At 68.0% G+C, this 25,271-nt stretch carries 23 protein-coding genes; 19 read left to right on the top strand and 4 right to left on the bottom strand.

The genetic code is table 11. The features are described from left to right. The 3 genes from KLK06_RS52475 to KLK06_RS52465 form a co-directional block, all read left to right on the top strand. On the top strand, positions 1-609 hold a 609-nt coding region (locus KLK06_RS52475; RefSeq protein ID WP_214643383.1), incomplete at its 5' end, for a carbohydrate ABC transporter permease. 34 nt (positions 610-643) lie between these two features. Then, positions 644-1,915, top strand: a complete 1,272-nt coding sequence (locus KLK06_RS52470) for an extracellular solute-binding protein (protein WP_214643382.1) — start codon at positions 644-646, stop codon at positions 1,913-1,915. A 65-nt stretch (positions 1,916-1,980) separates the two neighbouring features. After that, the gene (locus tag KLK06_RS52465; RefSeq protein ID WP_284735390.1) at positions 1,981-3,261 is read left to right on the top strand and encodes a Gfo/Idh/MocA family protein; all 1,281 of its coding nucleotides are present in this window, start codon (positions 1,981-1,983) and stop codon (positions 3,259-3,261) included. A gap of 49 nt (positions 3,262-3,310) precedes the next feature. Here the strand turns inward: KLK06_RS52465 and KLK06_RS52460 are convergent, their stop codons facing one another. Then, positions 3,311-3,910, bottom strand: coding sequence for a GNAT family N-acetyltransferase (locus tag KLK06_RS52460; protein WP_214643381.1), 600 nt, complete (start codon positions 3,908-3,910; stop codon positions 3,311-3,313). 209 nt (positions 3,911-4,119) lie between these two features. On the opposite strand from KLK06_RS52460, the gene KLK06_RS52455 reads away from it, so the two are divergent. The 4 genes from KLK06_RS52455 (at position 4,120) to KLK06_RS52440 (ending at position 10,816) form a co-directional block, all read left to right on the top strand. Continuing rightward, the gene (locus KLK06_RS52455; protein ID WP_250907407.1) at positions 4,120-5,733 is read left to right on the top strand and encodes an FAD-dependent oxidoreductase; all 1,614 of its coding nucleotides are present in this window, start codon (positions 4,120-4,122) and stop codon (positions 5,731-5,733) included. Between the two features lie 50 nt (positions 5,734-5,783). Continuing rightward, entirely contained in the window at positions 5,784-7,019 is a 1,236-nt protein-coding gene (locus tag KLK06_RS52450; protein ID WP_214643380.1) for a cytochrome P450, read from the top strand. A 140-nt stretch (positions 7,020-7,159) separates the two neighbouring features. Further along, entirely contained in the window at positions 7,160-8,902 is a 1,743-nt protein-coding gene (locus tag KLK06_RS52445) for a pyruvate dehydrogenase (RefSeq protein WP_214643379.1), read from the top strand. Between the two features lie 285 nt (positions 8,903-9,187). After that, positions 9,188-10,816 (top strand): hypothetical protein, encoded by a 1,629-nt coding sequence (locus tag KLK06_RS52440; RefSeq protein ID WP_214643378.1) that lies wholly within the window; start codon positions 9,188-9,190, stop codon positions 10,814-10,816. Positions 10,817-10,910: 94 nt separating this feature from the next. Here KLK06_RS52440 and KLK06_RS52435 read toward each other — a convergent pair whose 3' ends face one another. After that, positions 10,911-11,774 (bottom strand): LysR family transcriptional regulator, encoded by an 864-nt coding sequence (locus tag KLK06_RS52435; RefSeq protein WP_214643377.1) that lies wholly within the window; start codon positions 11,772-11,774, stop codon positions 10,911-10,913. A 92-nt stretch (positions 11,775-11,866) separates the two neighbouring features. Between KLK06_RS52435 and KLK06_RS52430 the strand changes: the two genes are divergently transcribed. Next, positions 11,867-12,604: an SDR family oxidoreductase gene (locus KLK06_RS52430; RefSeq protein ID WP_214643376.1), complete on the top strand. Its 738-nt coding sequence runs from the start codon at positions 11,867-11,869 to the stop codon at positions 12,602-12,604. Here the strand turns inward: KLK06_RS52430 and KLK06_RS52425 are convergent. Beyond that, positions 12,591-12,959: a hypothetical protein gene (locus tag KLK06_RS52425; protein WP_214643375.1), complete on the bottom strand. Its 369-nt coding sequence runs from the start codon at positions 12,957-12,959 to the stop codon at positions 12,591-12,593. The genes KLK06_RS52430 and KLK06_RS52425 overlap by 14 nt on opposite strands. A 460-nt stretch (positions 12,960-13,419) precedes the next feature. Here KLK06_RS52425 and KLK06_RS52420 point away from each other — a divergent pair, with 460 nt between their 5' ends. The 11 genes from KLK06_RS52420 (at position 13,420) to KLK06_RS62800 (ending at position 24,088) form a co-directional block, all read left to right on the top strand. Beyond that, complete coding sequence (locus KLK06_RS52420; protein ID WP_214643374.1) at positions 13,420-14,307, top strand: LysR family transcriptional regulator; 888 nt, start codon at positions 13,420-13,422, stop codon at positions 14,305-14,307. A 138-nt stretch (positions 14,308-14,445) separates the two neighbouring features. Beyond that, positions 14,446-14,826: a VOC family protein gene (locus KLK06_RS52415; RefSeq protein ID WP_214643373.1), complete on the top strand. Its 381-nt coding sequence runs from the start codon at positions 14,446-14,448 to the stop codon at positions 14,824-14,826. Between the two features lie 212 nt (positions 14,827-15,038). After that, the gene (locus KLK06_RS52410) at positions 15,039-16,271 is read left to right on the top strand and encodes a serine hydrolase (RefSeq protein ID WP_250907406.1); all 1,233 of its coding nucleotides are present in this window, start codon (positions 15,039-15,041) and stop codon (positions 16,269-16,271) included. Between the two features lie 182 nt (positions 16,272-16,453). Beyond that, positions 16,454-16,861, top strand: coding sequence for a hypothetical protein (locus tag KLK06_RS52405; protein ID WP_214643372.1), 408 nt, complete (start codon positions 16,454-16,456; stop codon positions 16,859-16,861). A gap of 209 nt (positions 16,862-17,070) precedes the next feature. After that, positions 17,071-18,600 carry an FAD-dependent monooxygenase gene (locus KLK06_RS52400; protein WP_308168866.1) on the top strand — a complete coding sequence of 510 codons (1,530 nt, stop codon included), beginning with the start codon at positions 17,071-17,073 and terminating at the stop codon, positions 18,598-18,600. Between the two features lie 368 nt (positions 18,601-18,968). Next, positions 18,969-19,364, top strand: coding sequence for a VOC family protein (locus KLK06_RS52395; RefSeq protein ID WP_214643371.1), 396 nt, complete (start codon positions 18,969-18,971; stop codon positions 19,362-19,364). A 235-nt stretch (positions 19,365-19,599) separates the two neighbouring features. Next, positions 19,600-20,100, top strand: a complete 501-nt coding sequence (locus tag KLK06_RS52390; RefSeq protein ID WP_214643370.1) for a hypothetical protein — start codon at positions 19,600-19,602, stop codon at positions 20,098-20,100. A gap of 99 nt (positions 20,101-20,199) precedes the next feature. Further along, positions 20,200-20,322, top strand: coding sequence for an integrase (locus tag KLK06_RS52385; protein WP_250907405.1), 123 nt, complete (start codon positions 20,200-20,202; stop codon positions 20,320-20,322). 411 nt (positions 20,323-20,733) lie between these two features. Beyond that, the gene (locus tag KLK06_RS52380; protein WP_214643369.1) at positions 20,734-21,618 is read left to right on the top strand and encodes a DUF2637 domain-containing protein; all 885 of its coding nucleotides are present in this window, start codon (positions 20,734-20,736) and stop codon (positions 21,616-21,618) included. Between the two features lie 137 nt (positions 21,619-21,755). Beyond that, positions 21,756-21,917 carry a hypothetical protein gene (locus KLK06_RS52375; RefSeq protein WP_214643368.1) on the top strand — a complete coding sequence of 54 codons (162 nt, stop codon included), beginning with the start codon at positions 21,756-21,758 and terminating at the stop codon, positions 21,915-21,917. Continuing rightward, positions 21,914-24,088, top strand: a complete 2,175-nt coding sequence (locus KLK06_RS62800) for an FtsK/SpoIIIE domain-containing protein (protein WP_214643367.1) — start codon at positions 21,914-21,916, stop codon at positions 24,086-24,088. Before KLK06_RS52375 ends, KLK06_RS62800 begins: the two co-directional genes overlap by 4 nt. Before the next feature lie 170 nt (positions 24,089-24,258). Here KLK06_RS62800 and KLK06_RS61005 read toward each other — a convergent pair whose 3' ends face one another. Continuing rightward, entirely contained in the window at positions 24,259-24,936 is a 678-nt protein-coding gene (locus KLK06_RS61005) for a hypothetical protein (RefSeq protein ID WP_250907404.1), read from the bottom strand. Between the last annotated feature and the right edge of the window lie 335 nt (positions 24,937-25,271).

The raw sequence follows: 25,271 nt of genomic DNA, 5'->3' as shown, positions 1-25,271 counted from the left end.
GTCCTGACGGGCCTGACGGTGGTGGCGAACCTGGTGGCCTGCTCGCTGGCCGCCTACGCTTTCGCCCGGCTGAACTTCCCGTTGAAGAAGCTGTGGTTCGCGCTCATGCTCGGCTCGATCATGCTGCCCTACCACGTGACGGTCGTGCCGCAGTACATCGTGTTCTCCAAGCTCGACTGGATCAACACGATCTGGCCGCTGATCGTGCCGAAGTTCCTGGCCACCGACGCGTTCTTCATCTTCCTCATGGTGCAGTTCATCCGCACCCTGCCCAGAGAGCTGGACGAGGCCGCCTCCATCGACGGCGCGGGCTACTGGCGGATCTTCCTGCAGGTGATCCTCCCGCTCTGCACCCCGGCCCTCGCCACGACCGGCATCTTCACCTTCATCTGGACATGGAACGACTTCTTCAGCCAGAACCTGTATCTCACGAACTCCGACAACCTCACGGTCGCCGTCGCGCTGCGTCAGTTCCTCGACTCCAGCGGCGAGTCCTCGTGGGGGCCGATGTTCGCGATGTCGATCGTGTCGCTAGGGCCGATCTTCGGATTCTTCCTGGCCGGCCAGAAGTACCTGATCCGTGGTGTAGCGACCACCGGCCTGAAGTAACACCCCCCGCAACTCTTGACCAGGAGGTAGAGCCGTGCAGCCTAGAAAGATGTGGACGGTCGCCCTGCTCGCGGCCACCGTGATGACGTCGGTCGCCGCCTGCGGCGGCAGCGGTGACAAGGCCGCCGGAGACAAGGTCGAACTCCGCTTCTCCTACTGGGGCAGCGACTCCCGGCAGAAGCTCACCGAGCAGGTGATCAAGAAGTTCGAGGAGAAGAACCCGACCATCAACGTCGAAGGCGACTTCTCCGACTTCAACAGCTACTACGAGAAACTCGCCACCAAGGTGGCGGCGAACGACGCCCCTGACGTCATGAGCATCGAGATCCGCGGTTTGGGCGAGTACGCCGGACGCGGCGCTCTGGCGGACATGGCGGGCAAGGTGATCACGACCGACTTCGACCAGCAGGCGCTCGCCGCCGGCAACATCGACGGCAAGCAGTACGCCATTCCCTCCGGCGTCAACGCCTTCTCCATGCTCGTCAACAAGGCGACGATCGAGAAGGCCAAGCAGAAGGTGCCCGACGACAAGAGCTGGACCTGGGACGACTGGATCAACCTGGCCAAGCAGATCAGCGCGAGCGGTGTCGGCCTCACGGGAGCCGAGTACAACTACAACCCCGCCTGGCTGCAGATCTTCGCGGCCCAGCGCGGCGAGAAGCTCTACGACGGTAAGAAGCTGGGCGTCTCGCCTGACACGCTGAAGGCCTGGTGGGCCATCGACCAGCAACTCATCCAGACCAAGGGCTCGCCTGACGCCGCGAAGAGCTCCGAGCTGATCGCGGGCGGGGTCGAACAGTCGCCGCTGGGCACCAACACGGGCGCGACGGGCATGTGGTGGAGCAACCAGCTCGGCGGCCTGTCCAAGGCGTCCGGCCAGGAGCTGACCCTGCTGCGCATGCCCAAGACGAAGGAGGCGACCACCAGCGGCATGTTCCTGCAGCCGTCGATGTTCTACACCGTCGCCGCCAAGTCCGAGCATCCCGCGGAAGCCGCCAAGTTCATCGACTTCATGACCAACGACCCGGACGCGGCCTCGATCCTGCTGAGCGACCGCGGCCTGCCGATCAACGCCAAGGTGCTCGCGGCCGTCAAGGACAAGCTGCCGGCCGTCGACCAGAAGACGCTGGCCTTCATCGACGAGGTCAGGAGCGAGCTGAGCCCGATCGCCGCCCCGCCGAAGGGCGCCCTCCAGGTGGATGACATCCTCAAGCGCGTCACCGAGGAGGTCGTCTTCGCCAAGACGACACCGGACGCCGCCGCGCAGAAGTTCCTGACCGAGGCCAACGCCGCCCTCGCCGGCTGAGGCCGGTACCGCAGGGCCGGGGCCGTCAGCGGCTCCGGCCCGTCATTTCTACTCGGGGAGAGAAGTTGAGCACCAGGTACGCCTTCGTCGGCCTCGGTCACCGCGCCCGGATGTACATCGACGCCCTGCTGGGCGACTGGCGGGACACCGGTACGATCGTCGGGCTCTGCGACACCAACCAGACCCGCATGGACTACTACGCCGAGCGCATCGGCGGCGAGGTGCCCCGCTTCCGTCCGGACGAGTTCGGCAAGCTGCTGGAGCTGGCCGACGCCGTCGTGGTCACCACGGTGGACGCGACGCACGCCCGCTATGTCGTCGCCGCGCTCGACGCGGGGCTCGACGTCATCGTGGAGAAGCCGTTGACGGTGGACGCCGAGGGCTGCGAGGCCATCGCCGCCGCCGCCGAGCGCAATCCGGGCAAACTGGTGGTGACCTTCAACTACCGCTACTCGCCGCGCAACTCGGCGGTGAAACGGCTGATCAGCGCGGGCGAGATCGGTGATGTCACCTCGGTCCACTTCGAGTGGGCGCTCGACACCATCCACGGCGCCGACTACTTCCGCCGCTGGCACCGCGACAAGGTCAACTCGGGCGGCCTGCTCGTCCACAAGTCCACCCACCACTTCGACCTGGTCAACTGGTGGCTCGCGGCGGCGCCCGAACTCGTCTTCGCCCAGACCGACCTGCGCTTCTACGGCCAGGCCCTGCCCCGGGGCCCGCGCCCGTCCCGCGGCCAGGGCGCGCCGGGCCTGGGCACCGACCCGTTCATCCTGGACATCTCCACCGACGAGCGGCTCAAGCGCCTCTACCTGGACGCCGAGCACGAGGACGGCTACATCCGCGACCAGGACGTCTTCGGGCCGGGCGTGACGATCGACGACAACATGTCGGTCCTCGTCCGCTACGCGAACCGGGCCATGCTCACCTACTCCCTCACCGCGCACGCCCCCTCCGAGGGCTACCGCGTCGTCTTCAACGGCACGGCCGGGCGCGTCGAGCTGGAGGTCTGCGAGCGATCGTGGACGCCGCCGCACGCCGCGATCGACCCGAGCGCCGCCACCAAGCAACATGCGGCCGGAGCCTGGGAGCGGCTCACCCTGCACCGGCACTGGCAGGAGCGCGAGGAGATCCCGATCGAGCAGGGAGAGGGCGGCCACGGCGGCGGCGACCGACTGCTGCTGAACGACGTCTTCCGCGGCCCGAGCGAGGATCCACTGGGCCGTCCTGCCGGGTACCGCGACGGCATCCGCAGTGTGCTGGTGGGAGCCGCGGCCACCCGCTCGGCCGCCACCGGCCGCGCCGTTCGCCTGACCGACGACGGCACCCGCCTGGCCGACGCCTGACCGACGGCCGGTCACCCCGGCGGGCCATCTATGGGAACGCCGGCCTCCGTCAGGTCCTTGATTGCCGGCGGGGGGAGGAGCCTGGCCCACCCGCCTGTGAACCATGCAGGACGACCTTGGCGTCTCGTCCCAGCTCCAGGTACATCCGGACCTCGTCGAAGCGGAGGTCGCCCACCTCGATGATGTTGGGCAACCTGCCCCACTCGCGGAAGCCGAGCCGCTCGTAGAGGTCGATCGCTCCGAGGTTGTTGCCGCGCGCTCCTAGCGTCAGGGTCTCGATGCCGGCCTGTCGTGCGTGGTCGATGAGTGCGCTCACGATCAACCGGCCCAGTCCGAGTCCTCTCGCCGAGGGGTGCGCCATGATCTTCCCTATCTCGGCGGAGCGCGTGAAGATCGGCGCCGACCCACGCATCCAGAGCCCCATTCCTTCGACCCGCCCGTCCACAAGGGCCAGTGCCAAGGCCGCATCGTCGCGTTGTACGGCATCGAGCACGCCGGCCAGCCAGGCGTCGGCCTCGTCGCGGTCGGGTGGCTCCAGATAGCCGACCGCGCCTCCCGATTCGACGACCGCTCGCAAGACCCTGTGGATCTCGGCGCGGAGGGCTTCATCGGCGTTGACCGGCCAGAACAGCTCAATTTTCGGCTTCATATTCGACCCATTATGGCTAGACACACCGGGTGAACGGTTGGGTGGGCCTGTCCAGCGGGTATGGCAAACCGTACGTCCGGGGAAGGCGTTTCGGCATCTGTCTGATGCTGCCGCCATGGCCGTTTTCATGTTCGGGGGCAGAGACGGCCAGGCTTTCCTTTCGCGTGCGGACGGGACGTAGCTGTGCCCCCGTCTCGCTGGGGGTTCTGATGCGCGTGATCGTTGATCTCACGCGGTGCCAGGGTTACGGTCAGTGCGTCTTCGCGGCGCCGGGCGTCTTCGCCTTGCACGGGCAGGAGGCGCTGATCTACGACCCGAACCCGGATGACGCCGAGCGTGATCGGGTGATGCGGGCGGTGGGGGCGTGCCCCGTCCAGGCCGTCCACGTCGACGGGCCCGTCACTCCTGTGGCGAAAGGGAAGAGGCGCGCGCGACCGGCCGCCCAGAACGGTCAGAGAACCAGGTGGAAGGGCCGCATCGTCATCGTCGGCGCTTCGCTGGCGGGCCTGCGAGCCGCCATGGTGCTGCGGCGTGAGGGGTTCACCGGACCGTTGACGCTGATCGGCGACGAACAGCACGAGCCCTACGACCGGCCGCCGCTGTCCAAGCAGGTGATGGTCGGGCAGGTCCCGCCCGACCACACCGCGCTGCCCCGGTTCGGCGAGCTGGACGCCGAGTGGCTGCTGGGGCAGCGGGCGGTGGGGCTGGACCTGCCGGGCCGGCAGGTGCGTCTGGCCGATGGCCGGCAGGTGGGCTTCGACCGGCTGCTGATCGCCACGGGGATGAGCGCCCGGCCCTGGTTCAAGCCGGAGGAGGCGGCCCTGGACGGGGTGTTCGTGCTGCGCACGATGGAGGATGCGGCCGGGCTGCGCCGGCACCTTGCCGCCACTGACGGGCGGGTCCTGGTCATCGGCGCCGGCTTCACCGGCTCGGAATGCGCCTCGGTCTGCCGGGAACTGGGCCGGCCGGTGACGGTCGCCGAGCGCGGTCCGGCCCCGCTGTCCGGAGCGCTGGGCGGAGTGATCGGCGCGATCGCCGCCGACATCCAGCGCGAGCACGGCGTGGACCTGCGCTGCGACACCTCGGTCACGGCCCTGGAGGGCGACTCGTCCGGCCGGTTGCGCTCCGCGCGCCTGTCCGACGACAGCACACTGGAGGTGGACACCGCGGTGGTCGCGCTCGGCGGAGTCCGCAACGTCGAATGGCTGGACGACTCCGGCCTGGCGGCCGGCGTATGGGGCGTGGCCTGCGACGCGGGCTGCCGTGCCGTCGATGTCAACGGCGTCGTCACCGACGACATCTTCGCCGCCGGGGACATCGCGCGCTTCCCTCACCCGGTCTACGGCTACCAGTTCGTGACTCTGGAGCACTGGGGCAACGCCGTCGCCCAGGCGGAAGTGGCCGCCCACAACATGCTGTGCGACCAGAGCGAACGCTGGCCGCACCTGTGGCTGCCGGTCTTCTGGTCCAGCCAGTTCGGCCTCAATATCAAATCCGTCGGGGTGCCGACCTTCGCGGACCAGGTCGTGATCGCCCAGGGTTCGGTGGAGGAGCGGCGTTTCGTCGCCGTCTACGGCTATCAGGGACGCATCACCGCCGCGGTCACCGTCGACCAGGCGATGTGGCTGCCCTTCTACCAGCAGCTGATCGAGCGGGCGGCGCCGTTCCCGCCCGAGCTAGCCACCGCAGAGGGGCCCGTCGAGCTGCGCCCGGTCGCGGCAGAAGTGTCCGACCACGTCGCGGCCACGCAGAACGCCACGGTCGTGGTGACCGGCCACGACCCCGGCGAACGCCGCGCCACGCTGGTACGCCGCCGCGCCTGACCGCCCAATCCTGAACCGCCGCGTACAACTCCGCACAAGGAACCGTCACCATGCCGCAGAGCAGCACTCCGACCAGCGTCTACGAGCAGGTCCTGGACCAGTCGAACCGCGCGAACCCCTACCCGCTGTACGCCGAACTGCGCAAGACGCCCGTGGCGCGGCAGGACGACGGCAGCTACGTGGTCAGCACCTACCGGGAGATCGTCGCGTTGCTGCACGATCCGCGCGTCAGCTCCGACCGGCTCAGCGGCCCCGACGTCGGGCGGCCCGGCGAGGATGAGCGCTCGGGGGAGCCGCCGACCTCCTTCATCCATCTCGACCCTCCCGCCCACGATCGGAGCCGGCGTGCCGTGATGCGGCACTTCGGGCCGCCGGAGACGCCCGGCCGGATCGAGGGCATGCGCGGCCGGATAACCGAGATCGTCACGACGCTCATCGACGGGTTCGAGGGCAGGGATCAGGTGGACATCGTCCACGACTTCGCCTACCCGCTGCCGGTCACGGTGATCTGCTCGCTGCTGGGCGTGCCTCGAGAGGACGAACCGCGTTTCAGCAAGTGGGCCGACGCGCTCATCGAGACGCTCGACCCCAGGACCGAGGACCCGGAGCGCCTGCTCGCCACCACCCAGCGCGAGATGAGCTCGTACCTGAACGATGTGATCGAAAGCAGCCTCGCCAACCAGGGCGACGACCTGCTGTCCACGTTGGCCGCCGACGACCCCACCTGCGGAGGGCTGTCGCGTCAGGAACTGCTGGCCAACGCCATCTTGCTGTTCGTGGCCGGCCACGAGACCACCGTCAACCTCATCACCAACGGCATGCTGACCCTGCTGCGCCACCCCGACACCCTCAACAGGCTGCGCGAGGAGCCCGAACTGATCGACCCCCTTGTCGAGGAGCTGCTGCGCTACGAGCCGCCGGTGCACTTCGCCCTGCGGCGCATCGCTCTGACCGACATCGACATCGCCGGCACCACCATCCCCCAAGGCGCCTCCATCGTCCTGGCACTGGCCGCCGGCAACCGTGACCCCGACCGCTTCGACAACCCAGACCGGTTCGACCCCGACCGCCCAGACAACGAGCACCTGGGCTTCAACAGCGGCATCCACTACTGCTTCGGCGCGCCCCTGGCCCGGCTCGAAACACAGCTCGCGCTGACCGAACTCGTTCACCGGCTACGCAATCCCCGCCTGCTCACCGACCCGCCCCCTTACCGGCCGAACCCGCGCCTGCGCGGCCCCAGCCACCTGCCGGTCGCCTTCGACGGGGTAGCCCCCTCCTCGTGATCACCGCACTCTTCGTACCGGCGGAAACGGGAACGCTAGGGGAATCCAGCAGGACAAGGCGATTCGATGGAGATTCGGCTGATCGAGGGCGGGGGCCCGCCGGTCGGCCGGGGGTTTCGAGCAGACGGGGGCGTCGGGATATGGCCAAGCAAAGCGTCGCGGAGCAGTTCGTCGACATCCTCGCGCGAGCCGGGGTCGAGCGATTGTACGGAGTCGTCGGTGACAGCCTCAATCCCGTCACCGACGCCGTACGCCGTCATCCGGCGATCGAATGGGTGCAGGTGCGGCACGAGGAGGTGGGAGCGTTCGCGGCAGGTGCGGAGGCGCAGCTCACCGGGCGGCTGGGCGCGTGTGCGGGCAGCTGCGGCCCTGGTCATCTGCATTTGATCAACGGATTGTTCGACGCGCATCGCAGCATGGCGCCGGTGCTGGCGCTGGCCGCGCACATCCCCAGCGCCGAGATCGGCACCTCCTACTTCCAGGAGACCCACCCGGAACGGTTGTTCGCCGAGTGCAGCCACTACTCCGAGCTGATCTCACACCCGGAGCAGATGCCACGCATCCTGCAGACCGCCATCCAGCACGCCATCGGCCTGGGCGGGGTCGCCGTCGTCAGCATGTCGGGAGACATCGCCGGCCAGGACACCGCGCAGCCGGGCGCGGAAGTGGCGATCCTCACCCGGCGACCGGTCGTACGTCCCGCCGAGGCCGAGGTCGCCGAGCTGGCCAGGCTGGTCGACGAGGCCGAGAGGGTCACGCTGTTCTGCGGCAGCGGCACCGCCGACGCCCATCAGGAGGTCATGGCCTTCGCCGAACGCGTCAAGGCACCGGTCGGACACGCGCTGCGCGGCAAGGAATGGATCCAGTACGACAACCCGTTCGACGTCGGCATGTCCGGCCTGATCGGCTATGGCGCCGCCTATGAGGCGATGCACGAAGCCGACCTGCTCATCCTGCTGGGCACCGACTTCCCCTACACCGCGTTCCTGCCCGAGGACGTACGCGTCGTCCAGGTCGACATCCGCGCCGAGAACCTGGGCCGCCGCTGCAGACTGGACCTGGCCGTCTGGGGCGACGTCCGCGAGACCCTGCTCGCCGTGGCGCCGCAGGTGCGGGAGAAGAGCGACCGCCGCTTCCTGGACCGGATGCTGCAAAAGCACGCCGCCGCCCTGGAAGGCGTCGTCACCGCCTACACCCGCGACGTCGAACGGCACCGCCCGATCCACCCCGAATACGTCACCTCCCTGCTGGACGACGAGGCCGCCGACGACGCCGTCTTCACCGTCGACACCGGCATGTGCACCGTGTGGGCGGCCCGCTACCTGTCCCCGAACGGCCGGCGCCGCCTGCTCGGCTCTTTCAGCCACGGATCGATGGCCAACGCCATGCCACAGGCCATCGGCGCGCAACTGACCGACCGCGGCCGGCAAGTCATCTCCCTCTCGGGCGACGGCGGACTCTCCATGCTGATGGGCGACCTGCTCACGCTGACCCAGTACGATCTGCCCGTCAAGATCGTGCTCTTCAACAACTCCGCGCTCGGCATGGTCGACCTGGAGATGATGGTCGCCGGCTTCCCGCCGTACGGCACCACTTACCCCCACACCGACTACGCGGCCATCGCCCGCGCGGCCGGAATCCACGGCGTACGGGTCGACGATCCACGCGACGTGCGGGACGCGCTACGCCAGACGCTGGACCACGACGGACCGGCCCTCCTCGATCTCGTCACCGACCCCAACGCCCTGTCCATGCCCCCACACATCACCGGCCAGCAACTGGCCGGCTTCGCCACCACCACCAGCAAGCTCGTGCTCAGCGGCGGCGTGGGCCGCATGATCCAACTTGCCCGCTCGAACCTGCGCAACATCCCGCGCCCGTGACGCGCGTCATGGGTTCAGCCCCGAACACAGGTCAACGAGCGCCGACCACGAAACCACGTCAGCCAACCCACAACTTCTGAAACACGCCCGGGGAAACGGCGACACGGTCCATCCGACGCGATGATCTTAGGCGCGGGGGCCCTTCGGCCCGAGCCGGATCGAGCGCTTCCAAACATCGACAACCCGGGCATATGCTTTCGAAAATCTGCCGCCGAGCAGCGCCGAAGCCCCCAGGGGGACATGATGCCACGGCGATCTGGGCTGTTGCGCTGGTCAGCTGGCATCGTGGCGGTGGCGCTCGCGGTGTCGGGACAGTCGGCGCCGGCCGCAGGCGCCACCGGAAGCCCGTCCAGGGCGGGGGACTTCGTCGTGTACGGGTTCAGCCAGTCGGACGTGCACGAGGAGGACCCGCAGGTCTACGAGCTCGACCCGGACACCACCATCCGCGCGATCGGGAAGTGGTCCACGGCGGGGGACGAGGCAGCTGACTACAACTTCGCGCAGATCGACCGCTACCACGCCAAGGGCATCAACTTCATGGGCAGCGGCACGGCGAGCGTGATCTTCCCGAAGGACTTCGCCACCGCCGAAATCTTCGACGACATGTCGACGCGCGACGCGGACGGCAATCCGGTACCCCATGACGAATTCGGCTTTCCGGAGCCGGCGCGGCGGGGCAACATCTTCAACCCCAAGTACCGCGAGTACCTCCTCTCCTGGGCACGCATCCAGGTCGACGGCGGAGTCGACGGGCTCAACTTCGACGAGATCAACGCCGGATTCAGCGGCGGGTCGAAGTACGGCTTCAACGGCAACGAGGGCTTCGACGACTACGCGATCGCCGACTTCAACCGGTACCTCCTGGCGAAGTATCCGACCTTCACCGCCGCGGACTGGAAGTCGCGCTTCGGCATGACCGACGACAACATCCTCCGTCGCGACGTGCCGGCCGGCGACCTGGCGGCCAACTTCAACTACCGCGATTACCTGCGAACCGGCGGCTGGAACCTAGACCCCCTGAACGCGGCGAACGCGCTCGCTCCCGAGTGGGGCCGGGTGGTCGCCAACCGCATGTACGCCGAGGACACGTCGTTCACCGCCACGTACATCCGCCGGTACTGGAAAGAGACCGTCGACGAGATGCGCGCGTACGCCTGGCGCACCCAGCACCGCGGCATTCTCATCTCCTCGAACGGGCTGTGGCCCTACGTGGACTTCAACAGCGTCGGCATGTACCCGTGGAACCCGGACGAGCAGACGCCCGACTTCCGAGGCGCCGACTATGTGCCGGTGGTCGACGGCCACCTCAACGGCGCCAAGTCGCTCCAGTCGCAGTACCGCTACCTGAAGGAGCAGAGCGCCCGGATCGCGGGCCACGTGCCGGTCGTCGTGTTCATCGACTGGCCGAACGACATGATGACCAACTATCTCAACCTGCCGCTGCAGGAGAAAAGGGACTACTGGCAGATCTTCGGCGCCGAGGCGTACGCGAACGGCATCTTCCCCGCCTTCCACCTGAAGGACACAGTCGGCAGCCCCACCGCGACGGACCTCGGAATGATGGACTTCTTCAAGACGTACACCCGCTTCTACAAGGACCATCGCGCGATCTTCAAGGACAACGCGATCGGCACCCAGGCGGTACGGGTGGGTGTGGCCAACGTCGCGGCGAGCCTGCTCGTGCAGCGCGGTACCAGCAAGCGCTCCATCCACCTCGTCAACCACAACTACGACCAGGGCATCGCGCCCCAGTCAGGGTTCGTTGTGCAGGCTGACCTGGGCTCCTGCCCGCGCCGCGTCTCGTTGGTCTCGCCAGATTTCCCGCCGTCGAAGTCACCGGCATTCTCCTGTCGGCACGGCAAGCTGAAGCTGACCGTCGACCGCCTCGACTACTACGACATCATCCAGCTGTAGCCGAATCCAGGCGTGAGGCGCCCGACCGCCTGATCGACCAGTGGAGAGACCAGATCGGGCGCGGCCTGGGTCACTCCGCACCACGGGCGCAGGGTCATAGCTGTGCGGCCGTGCGGACCAGCCCGGCGAGGGCGAGGGAGTGGCTGTGCGCGGGCCAGGCGATGTGGGTGACGACGGGGGGCGCGTCGGTCAAGGGGACGGCGGTGTGCTCGGTCCACAGCCAGGCGCGGGCGGAGTCGGGGATGACGGCCACGGTGCGTCCGAGGGCGATCAGCTGGGCCAGCTGCGTCTGGTCGTGGATCTCGGGGCCCGGGCCGGGTGGGTACGTGCCGTGGCAGGGCCAGCGGGCGAGCGGAAGATCGGGGACGTCGCTGACGTCGGCCAGGGACAAAGTCTTGCGCGCGGCGAGGGGGTGCCTGGCGGGCAGGATAGCGATCTGCCCCTCGGTCAGCAGTTCCTCGCTGTCGAACCCGGCGAGGGAGTTGAACGGCGCCTGCATGAGCGCCACATCAGCGCGGCCATCGCGCAGCAGCCCTTCCTGCTCACCAATGCCGCACGGCAGCACCTCGATCTCGGCGGCGTCGGGCTCGGCCGCGTAGGCGTCGAGGAGCTTGTGCAGCAGCTCGTGAGACCCGGCGGCCTTCACCGCCAGCACCAGGCGATTGCGGGGGCCACCCGGACTGTCGGCGCCACCGGCGCGACGGGTGCGGCGAGCGGCAGCGGTGGTCGCGTCGAGGGCTGCGCGGCCTTCGTGCAGCAGCACCTCTCCGGCGCTGGTCAGGGAGACGCCGCGGCGATTACGTTCCAGTAGGGAGACGCCGAGGCGCCGCTCGAGCTGCTGGATCGCCCGGGACAGCGGTGGCTGGGCCATGCCGAGGCGCTCGGCGGCGCGGCCGAAGTGCAGTTCCTCGGCGACGGCCACGAAGTACCTCAACTCGCGGGTCTCCAAGGTGTCCACGGCTACAGCATACTCAGTGATACCTACCGGGTATTACAGGGCACCGTATCGGTGTTGGATGCGCCGCTCGTCCGTGAGCGAACATCAACGGCATGAGTGAAACGAAGTTCGCGCTGGTGACCGGCGCGAACAAGGGAATCGGGTACGAAATTGCGACCGGGCTGGGCGCCCTCGGATACCGCGTGGGCGTGGGAGCCCGCGACGAGGCCCGGCTCGAGACCGCCGTTGAGAAGCTGCGCGCCGCCGGGGTGGACGCATTCGGGGTGCCGCTGGACGTGACCAGCGACCAGAGCGTCACCGATGCCGCGGAACTGATCGAACGGCAGGCCGGGCGCCTGGATGTCCTGGTCAACAACGCCGGCATCTCAGGAGAGATGGGTCCGGGGTGGGTGCAGGACCCGACCACGCTCGACCTCGACGTGGTCCGCACAGTCGTGGAGACCAACGTCATCGGTGTCATCCGGGTGACCAACGCGATGCTGCCGCTGCTGCGGCGCTCGACCTCGCCACGCATCGTCAACGTCTCCAGTGCCGTCGCCTCCCTGACCCGGCAGGCGGACCCGGACATCGAGATCGGCCCCATCATGGCGGCCTACGCGCCGTCGAAGTCGTTCCTCAACGCCATCACCGTGCAGTACGCCCGGCAGTTCACCGGTACGAACATCCTGATCAACGCCGCCTGCCCCGGCCTGGTCGCGACCGACTTCACCGGCTTCCATGGACCCCGCACTCCTGAGCAGGGCGCGGCCACAGCGATCCGGCTCGCCACGCTGCCCGACGGCGGCCCGACGGGGTCGTTCTTCGAGGACGACGGCGTCATACCCTGGTAACCCTCTGCCTGTCGTGACCATGCTGCAAGCCCTGGCGTGGCTCGACGCCGAGGGCGGTGTGCTCGTCCAGCAGCATGCGGGCCTGCCCGTACGACAGCCGGACCAGCCCGGTTTCCGGGCACACGTCGCGAGGGCTGACGCCGAGGATCTCCTCCGACCGTGCGACCGTTTCGTAAAGCATCCGCCACAACGTCTTCTCCTGAAGGTGGACGTTGCGGCGGGCGATCAGCCGGTCGATGACCATCTTCGAGCGGGCCGGGGTCTCGGAGCCCGGCGGGGCCATCCGCTTCGCCCACGCCGGCACCTTCGGGCCGTCGTACTCGTGCTCGCCGCACCAGCCCAGCCACGACAGCACCGACGCCCGGCGGGCGTTCCAGGTGTTGACCGCAGTTTCGCCCCCCGGCGATGCCGGGGGCCGTGTACGCGCTGAACAAGATCAAGCCAACTGTTGGTGCGACCGCACGTGTCGCGTGCCGCCGCATGCCCTCGTCGGGCGAGGCTGCCGTCCGGCGCCGGTTTCCCCGGCCCGGTGGATGAAGGCAGTTCTCTGCGACGAGAGGAACATCACGATGAGGCACATCCGAGGGATGTGTTACCCGGTCGCCGCCCTCTAGGCCAGCAGGGGAGGTGTTGGCGCCGTCTTCGGCCGTGCGAGTAGGGCGGCGGCCGGCCGGAGAGCGCGCCGGACGCGACGCTGCTGGTAGCGCACCTACACCTCGATGTCCACGTACTTGTATGTCAGACTTGCCCGCCAAATGAGGGTCTTAACCGGTTTGGAGCCTTCAGGGTGACTCGAGGTCGGGGAGGGAGGGCCTGTGGAGCTGCGTGACATTGAGATCTTCCTGACCCTTACCGAGGAGCTGCACTTCGGCCGCGCGGCCGAGCGGCTGCACGTCTCCGTGGCGGCGGTCAGCAAGGCGATCAAGAAGCAGGAACGGGCCATCGGCGTCGAGCTCTTCGCCCGTGATAGCCGCAATGTTCGGCTCACGCCGGTGGGTGAGCAGCTCCGCGACGACCTGCGCCAGGTGCATCAGGGGTTGACGCAGAGCCTGGAGCGGGCGCGGCTGGCGGGCCGGGGAAAGACCGGCACGCTCCGGGTCAGCCTGTTCCCGGCCAACGTTCAGGAACTGCGCCGCTACTTTGAGACCTTCCGCGCCCGGCACCCGCAGTGGGAGCTGCGCCTGCGCGTGTCGGCCTACCGGGACCCGTTCGCCCAGCTACGCGACGGGGAGACCGACATCCTGGTCACCTGGCCGCCGGTCGAGGAGCCCGACCTCACGGTGGGTCCGCTGCTCTTCGCCGAGCCGAGGGTGCTGGCCGTGGCCGGCGACCATGCGCTCACCAGACGGTCCTCGGTCTCCCTGGAGGCGGTCAGCGACTTCCAGCACGTGTCCGTCGAGTCTGCGCCCGGCTACTGGTTCGACCACTACGTCCCGAGGCTCACCCCCAAGGGCCGGGCGATCGACCGCACCGCCGCCGTGAACAACATCGAGGAAGTCTTTATGCACACGGTCCTGGGCGAGGCCGTCGCCCTCTTCCCAGTCCACGTGAGCAGGTACTTTCCCCGCCCCGACATCGCCTATCTGCCCGTCAAGGACATGGAGGCGCTGCCGTACGGGCTGGTGTGGCGCAGCGACGCGGAGAACGACCTCATCCGCGCCTTCGCCCGCGTGGCGCGCGACCTGGGACCGCTGCGCGATTGAGACCGTCAACCGTGGGGTTGACGACCGTTGCGATAGTCGCCGTTGATCCGCAGCACTGCCCGGCGTGATGCTTGATCCATCCAAAGAACACGCCCGTCGGGAGGTGGATGGAGATATGTCCTTTTCTGGTGCTGTGGCGTGAACATCGTCTCTTCCACGGTATCCCTGACCGTCGCTGACCCGGCCGCTTCCAGCCGGTTCTTCACCAGTCATCTCGGCTTTCGCGAAATCCTGACCGGCGAGGAGTTCATCGCGCTGGGCCGTGACGACGCGGCCGTCGACCTGGTCCTGATGGAGCGCGACCTCGAGCGGTGGCAGCCGGGACAGGGACTGGCAGAGGTGATCGTGGTGTTCACGGTCACCGGCCTCGCCGCCGAGTACGAGCGGCTGCGCCGTGAAGGCGCCCCCATCACCATCCCGCTCCGGCGGGAGCCGTGGGGTGAGCTGCTGGTGCAGCTCACCGACCCCAACGGCGTGGCGATCCAGCTCATCGAGTGGATTTCCCCGATCACGGGCTGACTCCTGGCTGGCCGACCGGGTCGCGTCGTTCACCGTCACCGCCATCACCGCCGACCACGCGGAGGCGTGTCAGCGGCTGCGTCAGGACGGCGACGGCCCGGTATCAGAGCGGTCGGTGATGGTGACTTCCGTGAACGGTTCAGCGATCGCGGCCTCGGGGCTGCGAACTGGGCCACGCGAGCAGAAATCGAACACTTGATGCAAGGAGATTCATGATGGGACACAGCAACGGCGGCTTCTCCGACACGGGGCTGCACAGACTGCGTGAGGTGCTGGCTCGGTATGTCGAGTCCGGAAAGATTCCCGGGCTGGTGGCCCTGGTCGGCCGGGGCGGCCAGACGCACGTCGAGGCGATGGGGACGATGCGTCATGACGGTGGCGCGCCGATGCGCCGGGACACGATCTTCCGGATGGCCTCGACGTCCAAGCCGGTCACGATGGCGGCGGCGATGGTCCTGCTGGATGAGTGCAGGTTGCGGCTGGATGACCCGGTCGATGCGTGGCTGCCGGAACTGGCCGACCGGCAGGTGCTGGCGCGGGCGGACGGCCCGCTGGAGGACACCGTGCCGGCACGGCGGCCGATCACCGTGCGGGACCTGCTGACCTCCACGTTCGGGCTCGGCGTGGACCTGACGTTGATGGGCTCCCCGATCATGGCCGCAGTTCTGGAGCGGGCCAACTACGGCGGGGAAACGGGGCCGGCGCCCGACCCGGACAAGTGGATGCGCAGCCTCGGCGAGCTGCCGCTGGCCTACCAGCCCGGACAGTGCTGGCAGTACGATCTCAGCCACGACGTCCTCGGCGTGCTGGTCGCCAGGGTCACCGGTCAGCCGTTCGAGACGTTTCTGCGCGAACGCGTCTTCGACCCGCTGGGGATGAAGGACACCGCCTTCCACGTGCCCGCCGACAAGATCGACCGGCTGCCGCCCAGCTACGCTCCCGACCCGCAGACAGGACAGTTCCACGTGTGGGACGAGGCCGCGAGCGGACGCTACAGCCAGCCTCCGGCCTTTCAGCATGGCGGCGGCGGGTTGGTCTCCACCGCCGATGACTACCACGCCTACTTCCAGATGCTGCTCAATGGCGGGATGCACGGGAGCGAACGGATTTTGTCCCGGCCCGCTGTGGAGCTGATGACCACCAACCGCCTCACCCCCGAGCAAAACGCCGCCCGCAACGACCTGGCCAAGAACAACGTCCATGTGTCGTTCGGCCAAGGGCAGCAGGGCGGCTGGGGCTTCGGGATGGCGGTGCGCACCTACCGCGGCGACTACGCGTCGGTCGGCCAGTTCGGCTGGGACGGCGGAACCGGGACCACGGCCTACGCCGACCCGGACAAGCAGCTCACCGGAGTCCTGCTCACCCAGGTCGGGCTGTCAACCCCGGATCCGGCGCGGCTGATCCACGACTTCTGGACCACGCTCTACCAGGCCATCGACGACTGACACCGAGCCCGCACCCCGCTACGCCCACGCCCGGTAGGCCCGCTCTCCACCCACGACATCCAACAGGCGGCCCCGGCCTGAGCCATCGAGATAGCCCGGGCACCAGCAGGACCGCATTGCACCATCCGCCTGTTCAACCGCAGTCCGTAACAGCTTCAGCCGTACACAAGGAGCACACCACCATGTCCATCAACCTGACCGACCAGGACAAGACCACCCTGCGCACCGGCGCGTACGGTGCCGTCTCGTTGCTGGCCGCCGCCGGAGCCGCCGGCTCGCCCCACAGGATCGCCACCGACGGCTCCCTCGCCCTGGCTTCTGCGACCGGCCTGGTCGGGCACGTGCTCGCCGCGAAGACCAAGGACATCAACCTGAACGGCAAGTCGGTGGCTGAACTCGCCGACCATGTGCTGCCGACCCTGACGGCGGCCATGAGCCTGCTCAAGCAGCAGGCTCCGGCAGAGGCCGGCAACTTCCGCAGCACCGTCCTCGTCGCCGTCGAAGCAGCCGCCCGGACCCACCAGGGCGAGCCCAGCCCCACGCTGGCCGAGATGATCCGCAAGATCACCGGAGCCCTCGACGCCGCCTGATGGATGTCGACCTGCGCAGCTACAGCAAGCGCTTGGGACTTCCTGGTACGCGAGCTGATGGGCACGCAGCCGCCGGCCTGCCACCCGGCCCCCATCCCCGTTGACCCCGAATTGCTCGGCGAGCTCTTCGCCTGAGCGCGACACCAAAGACGAGGAACCATGAAAACCCAACCCCCACCAGCGACCACGGACCGCAAAGGGAGTGGCAAGTGATCGAGGCCGACGTGATCATTGTGGGCGCGGGCCCGACCGGTCTCATGCTGGCTGCTGAACTGCGGCTGGCCGGGGTGCGACCGCTGGTACTGGAGCGGCAGCCGCAGCGCCGGGTCACCCCCAAGGCCGGTGGTCTCGGCGGGCAGATCCTGGAGCTGCTGCGCTACCGAGGCCTGCTGGAACGATTCCAAGCAGCCTGCACCGACCCCGTGCCGGCCCCCCGGTTCCCGTTCGGCGGCGTGCATCTGGACTTCACCCAGCTGGCGGATCCCCCCATGCACGCCCTGCCGCTTCCGCAACAACTGCTTGAGCAGCTGCTCGACGAACGCGCCGGCGAGCTCGACGTCGACCTCCGCCGCGGACACGAGGTGGTCGGGGTGAGCCAGGACGCCGCCGCGGTGACCGTGGACGTACGGGGCCCGGACGGGCCGTACCAGGTGATCGCCCGCTACCTCGTGGGCTGCGACGGCGCGCGCAGCCGGGTCCGTGACCGGGCCGGCATCGGCTTCCCCGGCACCACCTATCCGGAGGTCAACCGGCTGGCCCAGGTCACCCTGCCCGACACGGTGACCATCCTCGGCAACGGCGATCTCGACGTCCCCGGCTTCGGCACGATCCGCGCGGGTTTCACCCGGACCGACCGCGGCCTGTTCGGCGTCAGCGCGTCACCCACCTCCACGGTCGTCTCCCTCTACACCATCGAAGACGAGAGCACCGAATACGACGACGACACACCGATGACCGTGACCGAGCTCCAGGACAGCCTCCGCCGCGTGCTCGGCGTGGATCTGCCTGTGGGGAAGGCGCTTCGGCTGTCGCGGTTCACCTTCAAGGCCCACCAGGCCGAACGCTACCGCCACCGGCGGATCCTGCTGGCCGGCGATGCGGCGCACCTGTTCCCCGCCACCGGGGTGGCAATCAACGCCGGCATGCTGGACGCCGTCAACCTGGCCTGGAAGCTGGCCGCCGACATCCACGGCTGGGCGCCGGCCGGCCTGCTGGACACCTACCACCACGAACGCCACCTCGCCGGCGCCCGCACCATGCTGCACACCCGAGCCCAGGTCGCGTTGCGGCGCGGGCACGATGTGGCCGCCGAAGCGCTGCGGGAGGTCTTCCAGGAGCTGCTCGCTGACGAGTCGCCGCTGCGCCGCATGGGGGCGCTCGTCGCCGGCACCGATATCCGCTACCCGATGCCCGGCTCCGACCAGCATGCGCTGGCCGGGACCTTCGCCCCCGACCTCACCCTGCACACCGACCAGGGCACGACCAGCGTCGCGGAGCTCATGCAGACCGCTCGGCCCGTCTTTCTCGACCTCGCCGACCGCCCGGACCTGCGCCAGATCGCCGGAGACTGGCAGTCTCGCGTCGAGATCCATACCGCCAAAGCCGATCAGCGACCGGCCGACGCCGTGCTGATCCGCCCGGACGCCCACGTCGCCTGGGCCGCGACCATCGACGAACCCGCCGACACCGCCGCGCCCGCGCTGCGCGAAGCACTCACCGGCTGGTTCGGCACACCCTGAAACGACGACCAGACCGCCCACGCTGACGCATACGACTGAACGACAGGCCGCCTGCTCGGCTCATGATCATATCGGTCGGTTCGGGCCCGGGCCTGTCCGCCGGTCCGCGACCACGGCGACTCGGTTCTCGGACGGCCAGATCCTCGATGGGCAAGTCGGCGTCGCCGCAGGTGGCGGCCCTACTCGCTCTGGTCAACGCGTGAAACCTCTCGATACCCGGAACCTGTTCTTCGCAGACCTGTTCCTACCAGGGCTTCTCGCGTACCTGATGCCGGGTCAAGCCCGTCTGATGTCCCTGGTCAGGAAGATCTCGCAGCTATCGGACGGGCGGCCTACTCTGAGCCCCGTCCGCACCATCTAGGAGAGTCATGACAAGTAGGTTCACCGAGTTGACCGTTGACTGCCACGATCCGGAGAGGCTCGCGACCTTCTGGTGCGAGGTCCTGGACTTCAAAGTGATCGACCGGAGCGAGGGCAAGGTCGAGATCGGCTCCTGGGTGCCGACCATCGAGGACGTCCGGGCCCGTCAGATGCCGCCCACGCTGGTGTTCATCCAGGTGCCCGAGGGCAAGACCGTGAAGAACCGGCTTCACCTCGACGTCAGCCCGATCGACGGCAGCACCGAGGACGAGGTGACCAGATTGCTCGGCCTCGGCGCCACCAAGACGGATGTTGGTCAGGGCTCAGACCGAAACTGGGTGGTCATGGCAGACCCCGAGGGCAACGAGTTCGACGTCCTGCGCACCCTGGCACCGCAGAACTAGGTCGAGGCGTGCGCGCTGACGGCCCTCGTGGGCGTGTCCAAGGCGCGCTCTATCACCGTCTCGCTTCTCTCCACGGCTGCGAGGAGATCGGCCAGCAGCGGGGCCGCGACGAGAACAATCAGCCCTGGGCGACTCAGAAGGACGCGCAGAAGGCGCTGCGCGAGGCCCTCGGCAAGGTGGACAAGGGCGAGTTCGTCCAGCCCAGCAAGCAGACCCTCGGGGCCTACCTCGACGAGTGTGGGTCGCCGGCCTCAGACTCGAACCGTCCACTCTGGCCAGCTACAAGAAGAACATCCGGCTCCACCTCAAGCCCTACGACATCGGCAAGGCGCTGACCGGACCGAAGCTGACCGCGCACTACCGCTACCTGGAGGAGAGCGGCCGGAAGGACCACAAGGCCGGGGAGGGGCTGTCGGCCCGCACCGTGCGGTACGTCCACACCATCCTGAGCGCCGCGCTGTCGGAGGCCGTGGACGCCGGCCTGCTGGGCCGCAACCCGGGGGACAAGGCCAAGCCGCCCACCGCCAAGCAGGCCAAAGCGCCCGAGATACACCCTGGACGGCTGCACAGCTCAAGGACGTCCTGGTCTGGTCGCGCGACCACAGCCACTTGCACGTCGCCTGGCACCTCCTGGCGCACACCGGCATGCGCCGCGGCGAGCTGCTCGCGCTGCGCTGGCGGCACATCGACCTGGAGGCCGGAACGGTCAGCGTCCGCCGGTCGGTGGCCGTCGTAGGGGAGCGGTCGTGAAGGAGGGTGACACCAAGACCGCCAAGCCGCGCGTGGTCGATCTCGACGCCGCCACGGTGGCGTTACTCAAGGCGTACAACTGAAGATGGTCGCCGAGCGCCTCGGCCACGCCGACCCAGCCATCACTCTCCAGGTCTACGCTCATGTCATGCCCGGCAATCAGCGAGAGGCCGCCGACTGGTTCGCGGCCCTGGTCGAGGGCGCGTGATCCTCGTGCTCGGACCCACAAGTATCAGCGGAGTGTCACGGCTCGTTCTGGAGGCAGAAATGAAAATGCCCCGAGCCTGTGACCTGCACATTCTCAGGGCCTTCATGGTGTCCGAGGGGGGACTTGAACCGTTCGCCTATCTCCTGAGTAGCTTCGACGCTCCGTGGCTGGACATCTCGTGCCCGGAATAGGCGTGCCGGAGGCTGCGCCTGGACCCGAGCTCAACCAGATCGGGTCTTTCTGCGCGGCACGCGCCTATGCCAGGGAAGTCCAGCAGCTGCCCGTTCGAGATCTTCAGCAGACGATTGCGCTGCTCCCAGGACAGCGGCAGTACGGCGGCCAGGGCTCGGTGACTGCAACCCCGAACCCCGGCCTGTGACCCAGCAACCTGATTGACCCAGGAGCCAGGCCATGCGCCACCCTTCCACACCACCGATTGCCCGGGAAGCGATGTCCGCCGAAGCGACCTCGCTCAAGCACTCCCGGCGCTTCTTCATCAACCTGTTCCAAGCCCATCGCGAGGCCACCGCGCCGATCGTCACAAGCCCCTCCAGCGTTGGCACAGGCCAGCTTGGAGACCGGGTCATCCTCGGCTTCGCGGTGGCTGTTCTGCTGGCGGTCGCCGCTGCTGCGGCCTATGTCTCGTACCACCACTTCTATGGCCTGGCGATCGCTCTTGGTGAGCGGCACGACATGGCCGTGCTCTACCCGGCGATGTCTGATGGCGTGATCGTCATGGCCTCGCTGGTGATGGTCTACTGCTCGCGTCGCAAGCTCCGTGTGCCAGCCCTGGCATGGATCGCGCTCGCCCTGGGAGGTGCGGTGACGTTGGCGGCCAACGTGGCACATGGCTGGTCCGGGGGACTCGGATCGCGCCTGGTCAGTGGCCTGGCACCACTGGCGTTCGCGGGCGCGTACGAGCTGCTGATGTGGATTGTCCGCAGCACCCGGCGACCGTCGGTCGAGGCCCCGGCGGACGAGCACGTGTGCCAGCCCTCCGAGACCGTCGGCGAGGTGGAACGGGTGCTGCCGGTGTTGCCCGCCGACCGTTACGAGGCGGCACGGCTCAGCTACATCGACAGCCTCAGCGAGGGCAAGCAGCGCCTCGGCCGACGCCCGCTGATGCGCCGGTGGGGGCTGGAGCAGCGCGAGGCCGAGGAGATCATCACCGAGGTGGATAAGGAGCGGTGCCAGGCCACCGAGCTGGACGCCTCCGAGACGACCGAATCGGAGGCCGCCGCACCGCCACTGGACGGCTCACAGCCGGTTGGTTCGAGCGAGGCGGAAGCGGCTTGAAGACCGGCCTTCTGATCCCTGTCATCTGTCTGTTCCCGTTCCTCCAGTGCCCCACCCGTGAGACGACTGCGGGTGCCCGGGCTGCCGGGCAGCTGCGGGCGGTCGCCCGCCGTGCTGGTTGGGGCCGCACGCCCTTTATGGCGGTTCGCGTCGCCGGGGTGGTCGTGCTGCTCATCCCGGCGGACGTGCGCCGCCTCGCCGGACACGCCGTGAAGGCGGTATGGATCTTCGTCGAGGCGCTCGCCGTGCACGCAGAGATCCTCGGGTCGTTGGTCACCCGGACGGAGGTGAGGGCGTGACCGTCATAGAGGAGATGCACGGCAGCGTCGTAGCCGCCCTTCAGGACGAGAGCTCGCCGCTTGCCCACGAAGCCGCCTCCACACCCGCCTCGGAGAATCCAACGCAGGAGGTTACGAACGAGAACGACGTCCTTGAGGGCAGGGTGGTCCTGGTCGATCAGCCACACGAGCCCGGCCCGGTTGATCTGCTCGCCGAGTTGGCCGCGCGCCGACAGGAGCGGTCGCCGCTGATTCCGGTGTGGTTGAAGTCGCGGGCCGACGCCTTGCAGGTGCTCAAGTGGCAGGCCGAGCACACCGGCTACGTGCTGGCCTATCACGTGCTGCACACCCCGAAGTACGCGGCCAAGCTTACGGCCCGCTCTCCGGCCGGCGCCTGGCGCCTGCTGGTCGAATTGGTTCGCTGGCTGTTCGACCTGGAAGGCCGCCCGGTCCGCCGGGCAGCGGTGTCGAAGGAACAGGCCGCCGAGTACCTGGCGCTGGCCAGGCAGCGTGATGGCCGGGTCAAGGCGCGGCTGTGGACGGTTCTGGTGGGCGCGATCACGCTGGTCCTGGTGGGCATCTTCGTCGCGGTGGCCGCGCCGACGTGGGCGCACTGGGCGATCATCGGTGTGCTGGTCAGCGCGGCTGGCCTGATCGGGTCGCCTGCCGACAAGCCTCTTCTGGATCGCGCGGTCATCTCGAGCCACGTGCGCAAGCTCACCAGCGACCAGGTGGTGGACGCGCTCGGCTCACTCGGCATCTCGACCATCAACCAGGCGCTCGGCAAGAGCGGGCGCGGCATCACCTTCCCCGCCCCGATCATGCGGGACGGGCCTGGCTGGCGGGCCGAGATCGATCTCCCGCTCGGCGTGACCGTGTCGGAGGTGCTGGACAAGCGCGACAAACTCGCCTCCGGACTGCGCCGTGCACTCGGCTGCGTCTGGCCCGAACCCGTCTCCGAGGAGCACCCCGGCCGTCTGGTGCTGTGGGTGGGCGATCAGGAGATGCGCAAGGCCAGGCAGCCCGCATGGCCGCTGCTCAAGTCGGGCCAGGTCAGCCTGTTCGACCCGATCCCCTACGGCAATGACCAGCGGGGCCGCCCGATCAAGATCCTGCTCATGTTCGCCAACGTGCTCATCGGCAGCATGCCGCGCTACGGCAAGACGTTCGCGCTGCGGGTGCTGCTGCTGGCCTGCGCGCTCGACCCGCTGGCCGAGCTGCGGCTGTTCGAGCTGAAGGGCACCGGCGACCTGTCGGCGCTGGAAAAGGTGGCCCACCACTACGCCAAGGGCGCCACCGACACGGCCAAGGCCGCCTGCGTCGCCTCGCTGGCCGAGGTGTACGCCGAGCTCGACCGGCGGGCCGAGGTCATCGACGGCCTGCCACGCCACCAGGCGCCCGAGTTCAAGGTCACGCCCGAGCTGGCGGCCCACAAGGACCTGGGGCTGCACCCGATGGTGGTCGCGATCGACGAGTGCCAGGAGCTGTTCGCCGACGACGAGTACGGGCAGGAGGCCGCCAAGTACGCCACCGCGATCATCAAGCGCGGCCCGGCCCTGGGCATCATCCTCATCCTGGCCACCCAGCGCCCGGACAAGGACAGCCTGCCCAAAGCCATCTCGGCCAACGCGGGCATCCGGATCTGCCTGCGGGTGATGGGCTGGCAGGAGAACGACATGATCCTCGGCACCGGCCTGCACCAGGCCGGCGTTAAGGCCACCATGTTCACCCTCAACGACAAGGGCATCGCCTGGGCGGTCGGCATCGCCGAAGACCCGCTCATCGTCCGATCGGCCTACCTGGACGGGCCCACATCGGAGCTGATCGCCGAGCGTGCCTACCAGCTCCGCCAAGCCGCCGGGACGCTGTCCGGCCAGGCGATCGGCCAGGAACCGGCCAAGCGGGCCTCCTACGACCTCCTCGCCGACATCCTGACCGTCACCACGGCCAACGAAGAAAAGCTGTGGGACAGGACGGTCGTGGACCGGCTGGCCGAACTCCGGCCGGACGCCTACGGGCAATGGGCCGGCCTCGAAGACGACGCCAAGACCGCCACGCTGACCGCCCGCCTGAAGGAGTACGGCGTCAAGACCGAGGACACCTGGGGCCGCGACAGCGCTGGCAAGGGCCGCAATCGGAAGGGCTTCAACCGCGCCGATGTCACCCAAGCGCTTGCCCAGCGGAAGATCTAGTCACCGCGCCCTGCCCCCTGCTGAACGCCCCTGACGCCATTTCAGGGGCGTTCACACGAGGCCACTAGAGCGCTAAACACCAGGCCAGAGCGCAGCCCTTCGCTAGTGGAGCTGCTAGACCTAGCACGCCATGTGCTAGAGATCACCTACTTCATACGCGTAGAGGACTCTTAGCACTTCGGTTCCAGGTAGCGGGGATCGACCCTTCCGACCCGCCCGTCATCGGCTTTGACCTCAATTTGGCCCAGCCCGTTGGCCTCTCGTTGAACGGTCACGCGCTGGCCTTGGCGGAGTTGGCCGTGAGCCGGATCCTTCATTGGTCCGCCGTACTCATCACGAAGCCACAGGTCTTGAGCTCGAACCTCGTAGCTGTCACACGCTGGTACGGATGCGTTCGAGGAAGCCGCACGGTTGTCCGCAGGCATGCTCGTCGACGATCCAGCTTTCTCGGCACCTCGCCCGCTGAACATGAGGCCTGCTACAAAAACGCCCGCCACAATGAAGAGGGCAAGAAGACCTGCGCTTGCCCAGGCGAGACCTTTGTGCTGGCGGATCCACCTCGCCAAAGGATTGCCTGACTCCTGCGGCGGGGGCTCGTCTTCTAGACGAGCCTTACCCGCATCGACCAGCGTCCCCCGGACCGATACCCACTGTTCGACCTCATGGGTCAGGAGTTCTTGGGCTGTGTTGCCGTCTCGGCAGAGCATGCAGGCCCTGACGAAGTTGGCGACGATCTCCTTATTCGGCAGCCTGTCATCGTCCTCTTTTCGATTTAGGAGCTGACCCACGGTGCTCTTAGAGAGGGCCGGGGTTGTTGAGTTGGCGCGCGAGCCAGCAAGCTTTTCCATTTTCCGTAGGGATGGTTGGCCCGCCCACCCTCTGAGCGCTTTGAGCTTTTCGCGAAATTGATGAGCATTCCTAGCTTCTGTCGGATTTGGTCGTCCGTCTCCCTGTCCAGACACTCTCCAGCCCTTTCCTGTGCGTCTACGGACACCCTTGGGACATGCGTGGACATAAATCGATCATGTCCATCACCTGGGAAGATGCAAGCGTTTTGTCTATTTTTTGTCTTCATGTTGCTAGACGGTCTTTGCTTGCGATCAGATGTCCATTGTCCGCAGCCAAGGCGTGCTCAAGCTGCGGACAGCGGAACACAAGCACGGCGACATTAGGCCGTAAATGC

The sequence above is a fragment of the Nonomuraea sp. NEAU-A123 genome, assembly GCF_018603905.1.
Taxonomy (GTDB): domain Bacteria; phylum Actinomycetota; class Actinomycetes; order Streptosporangiales; family Streptosporangiaceae; genus Nonomuraea.
The sequence above is the reverse complement of the archived record's forward strand: the minus strand, read 5'-3'. Positions and strand labels throughout refer to the sequence as shown.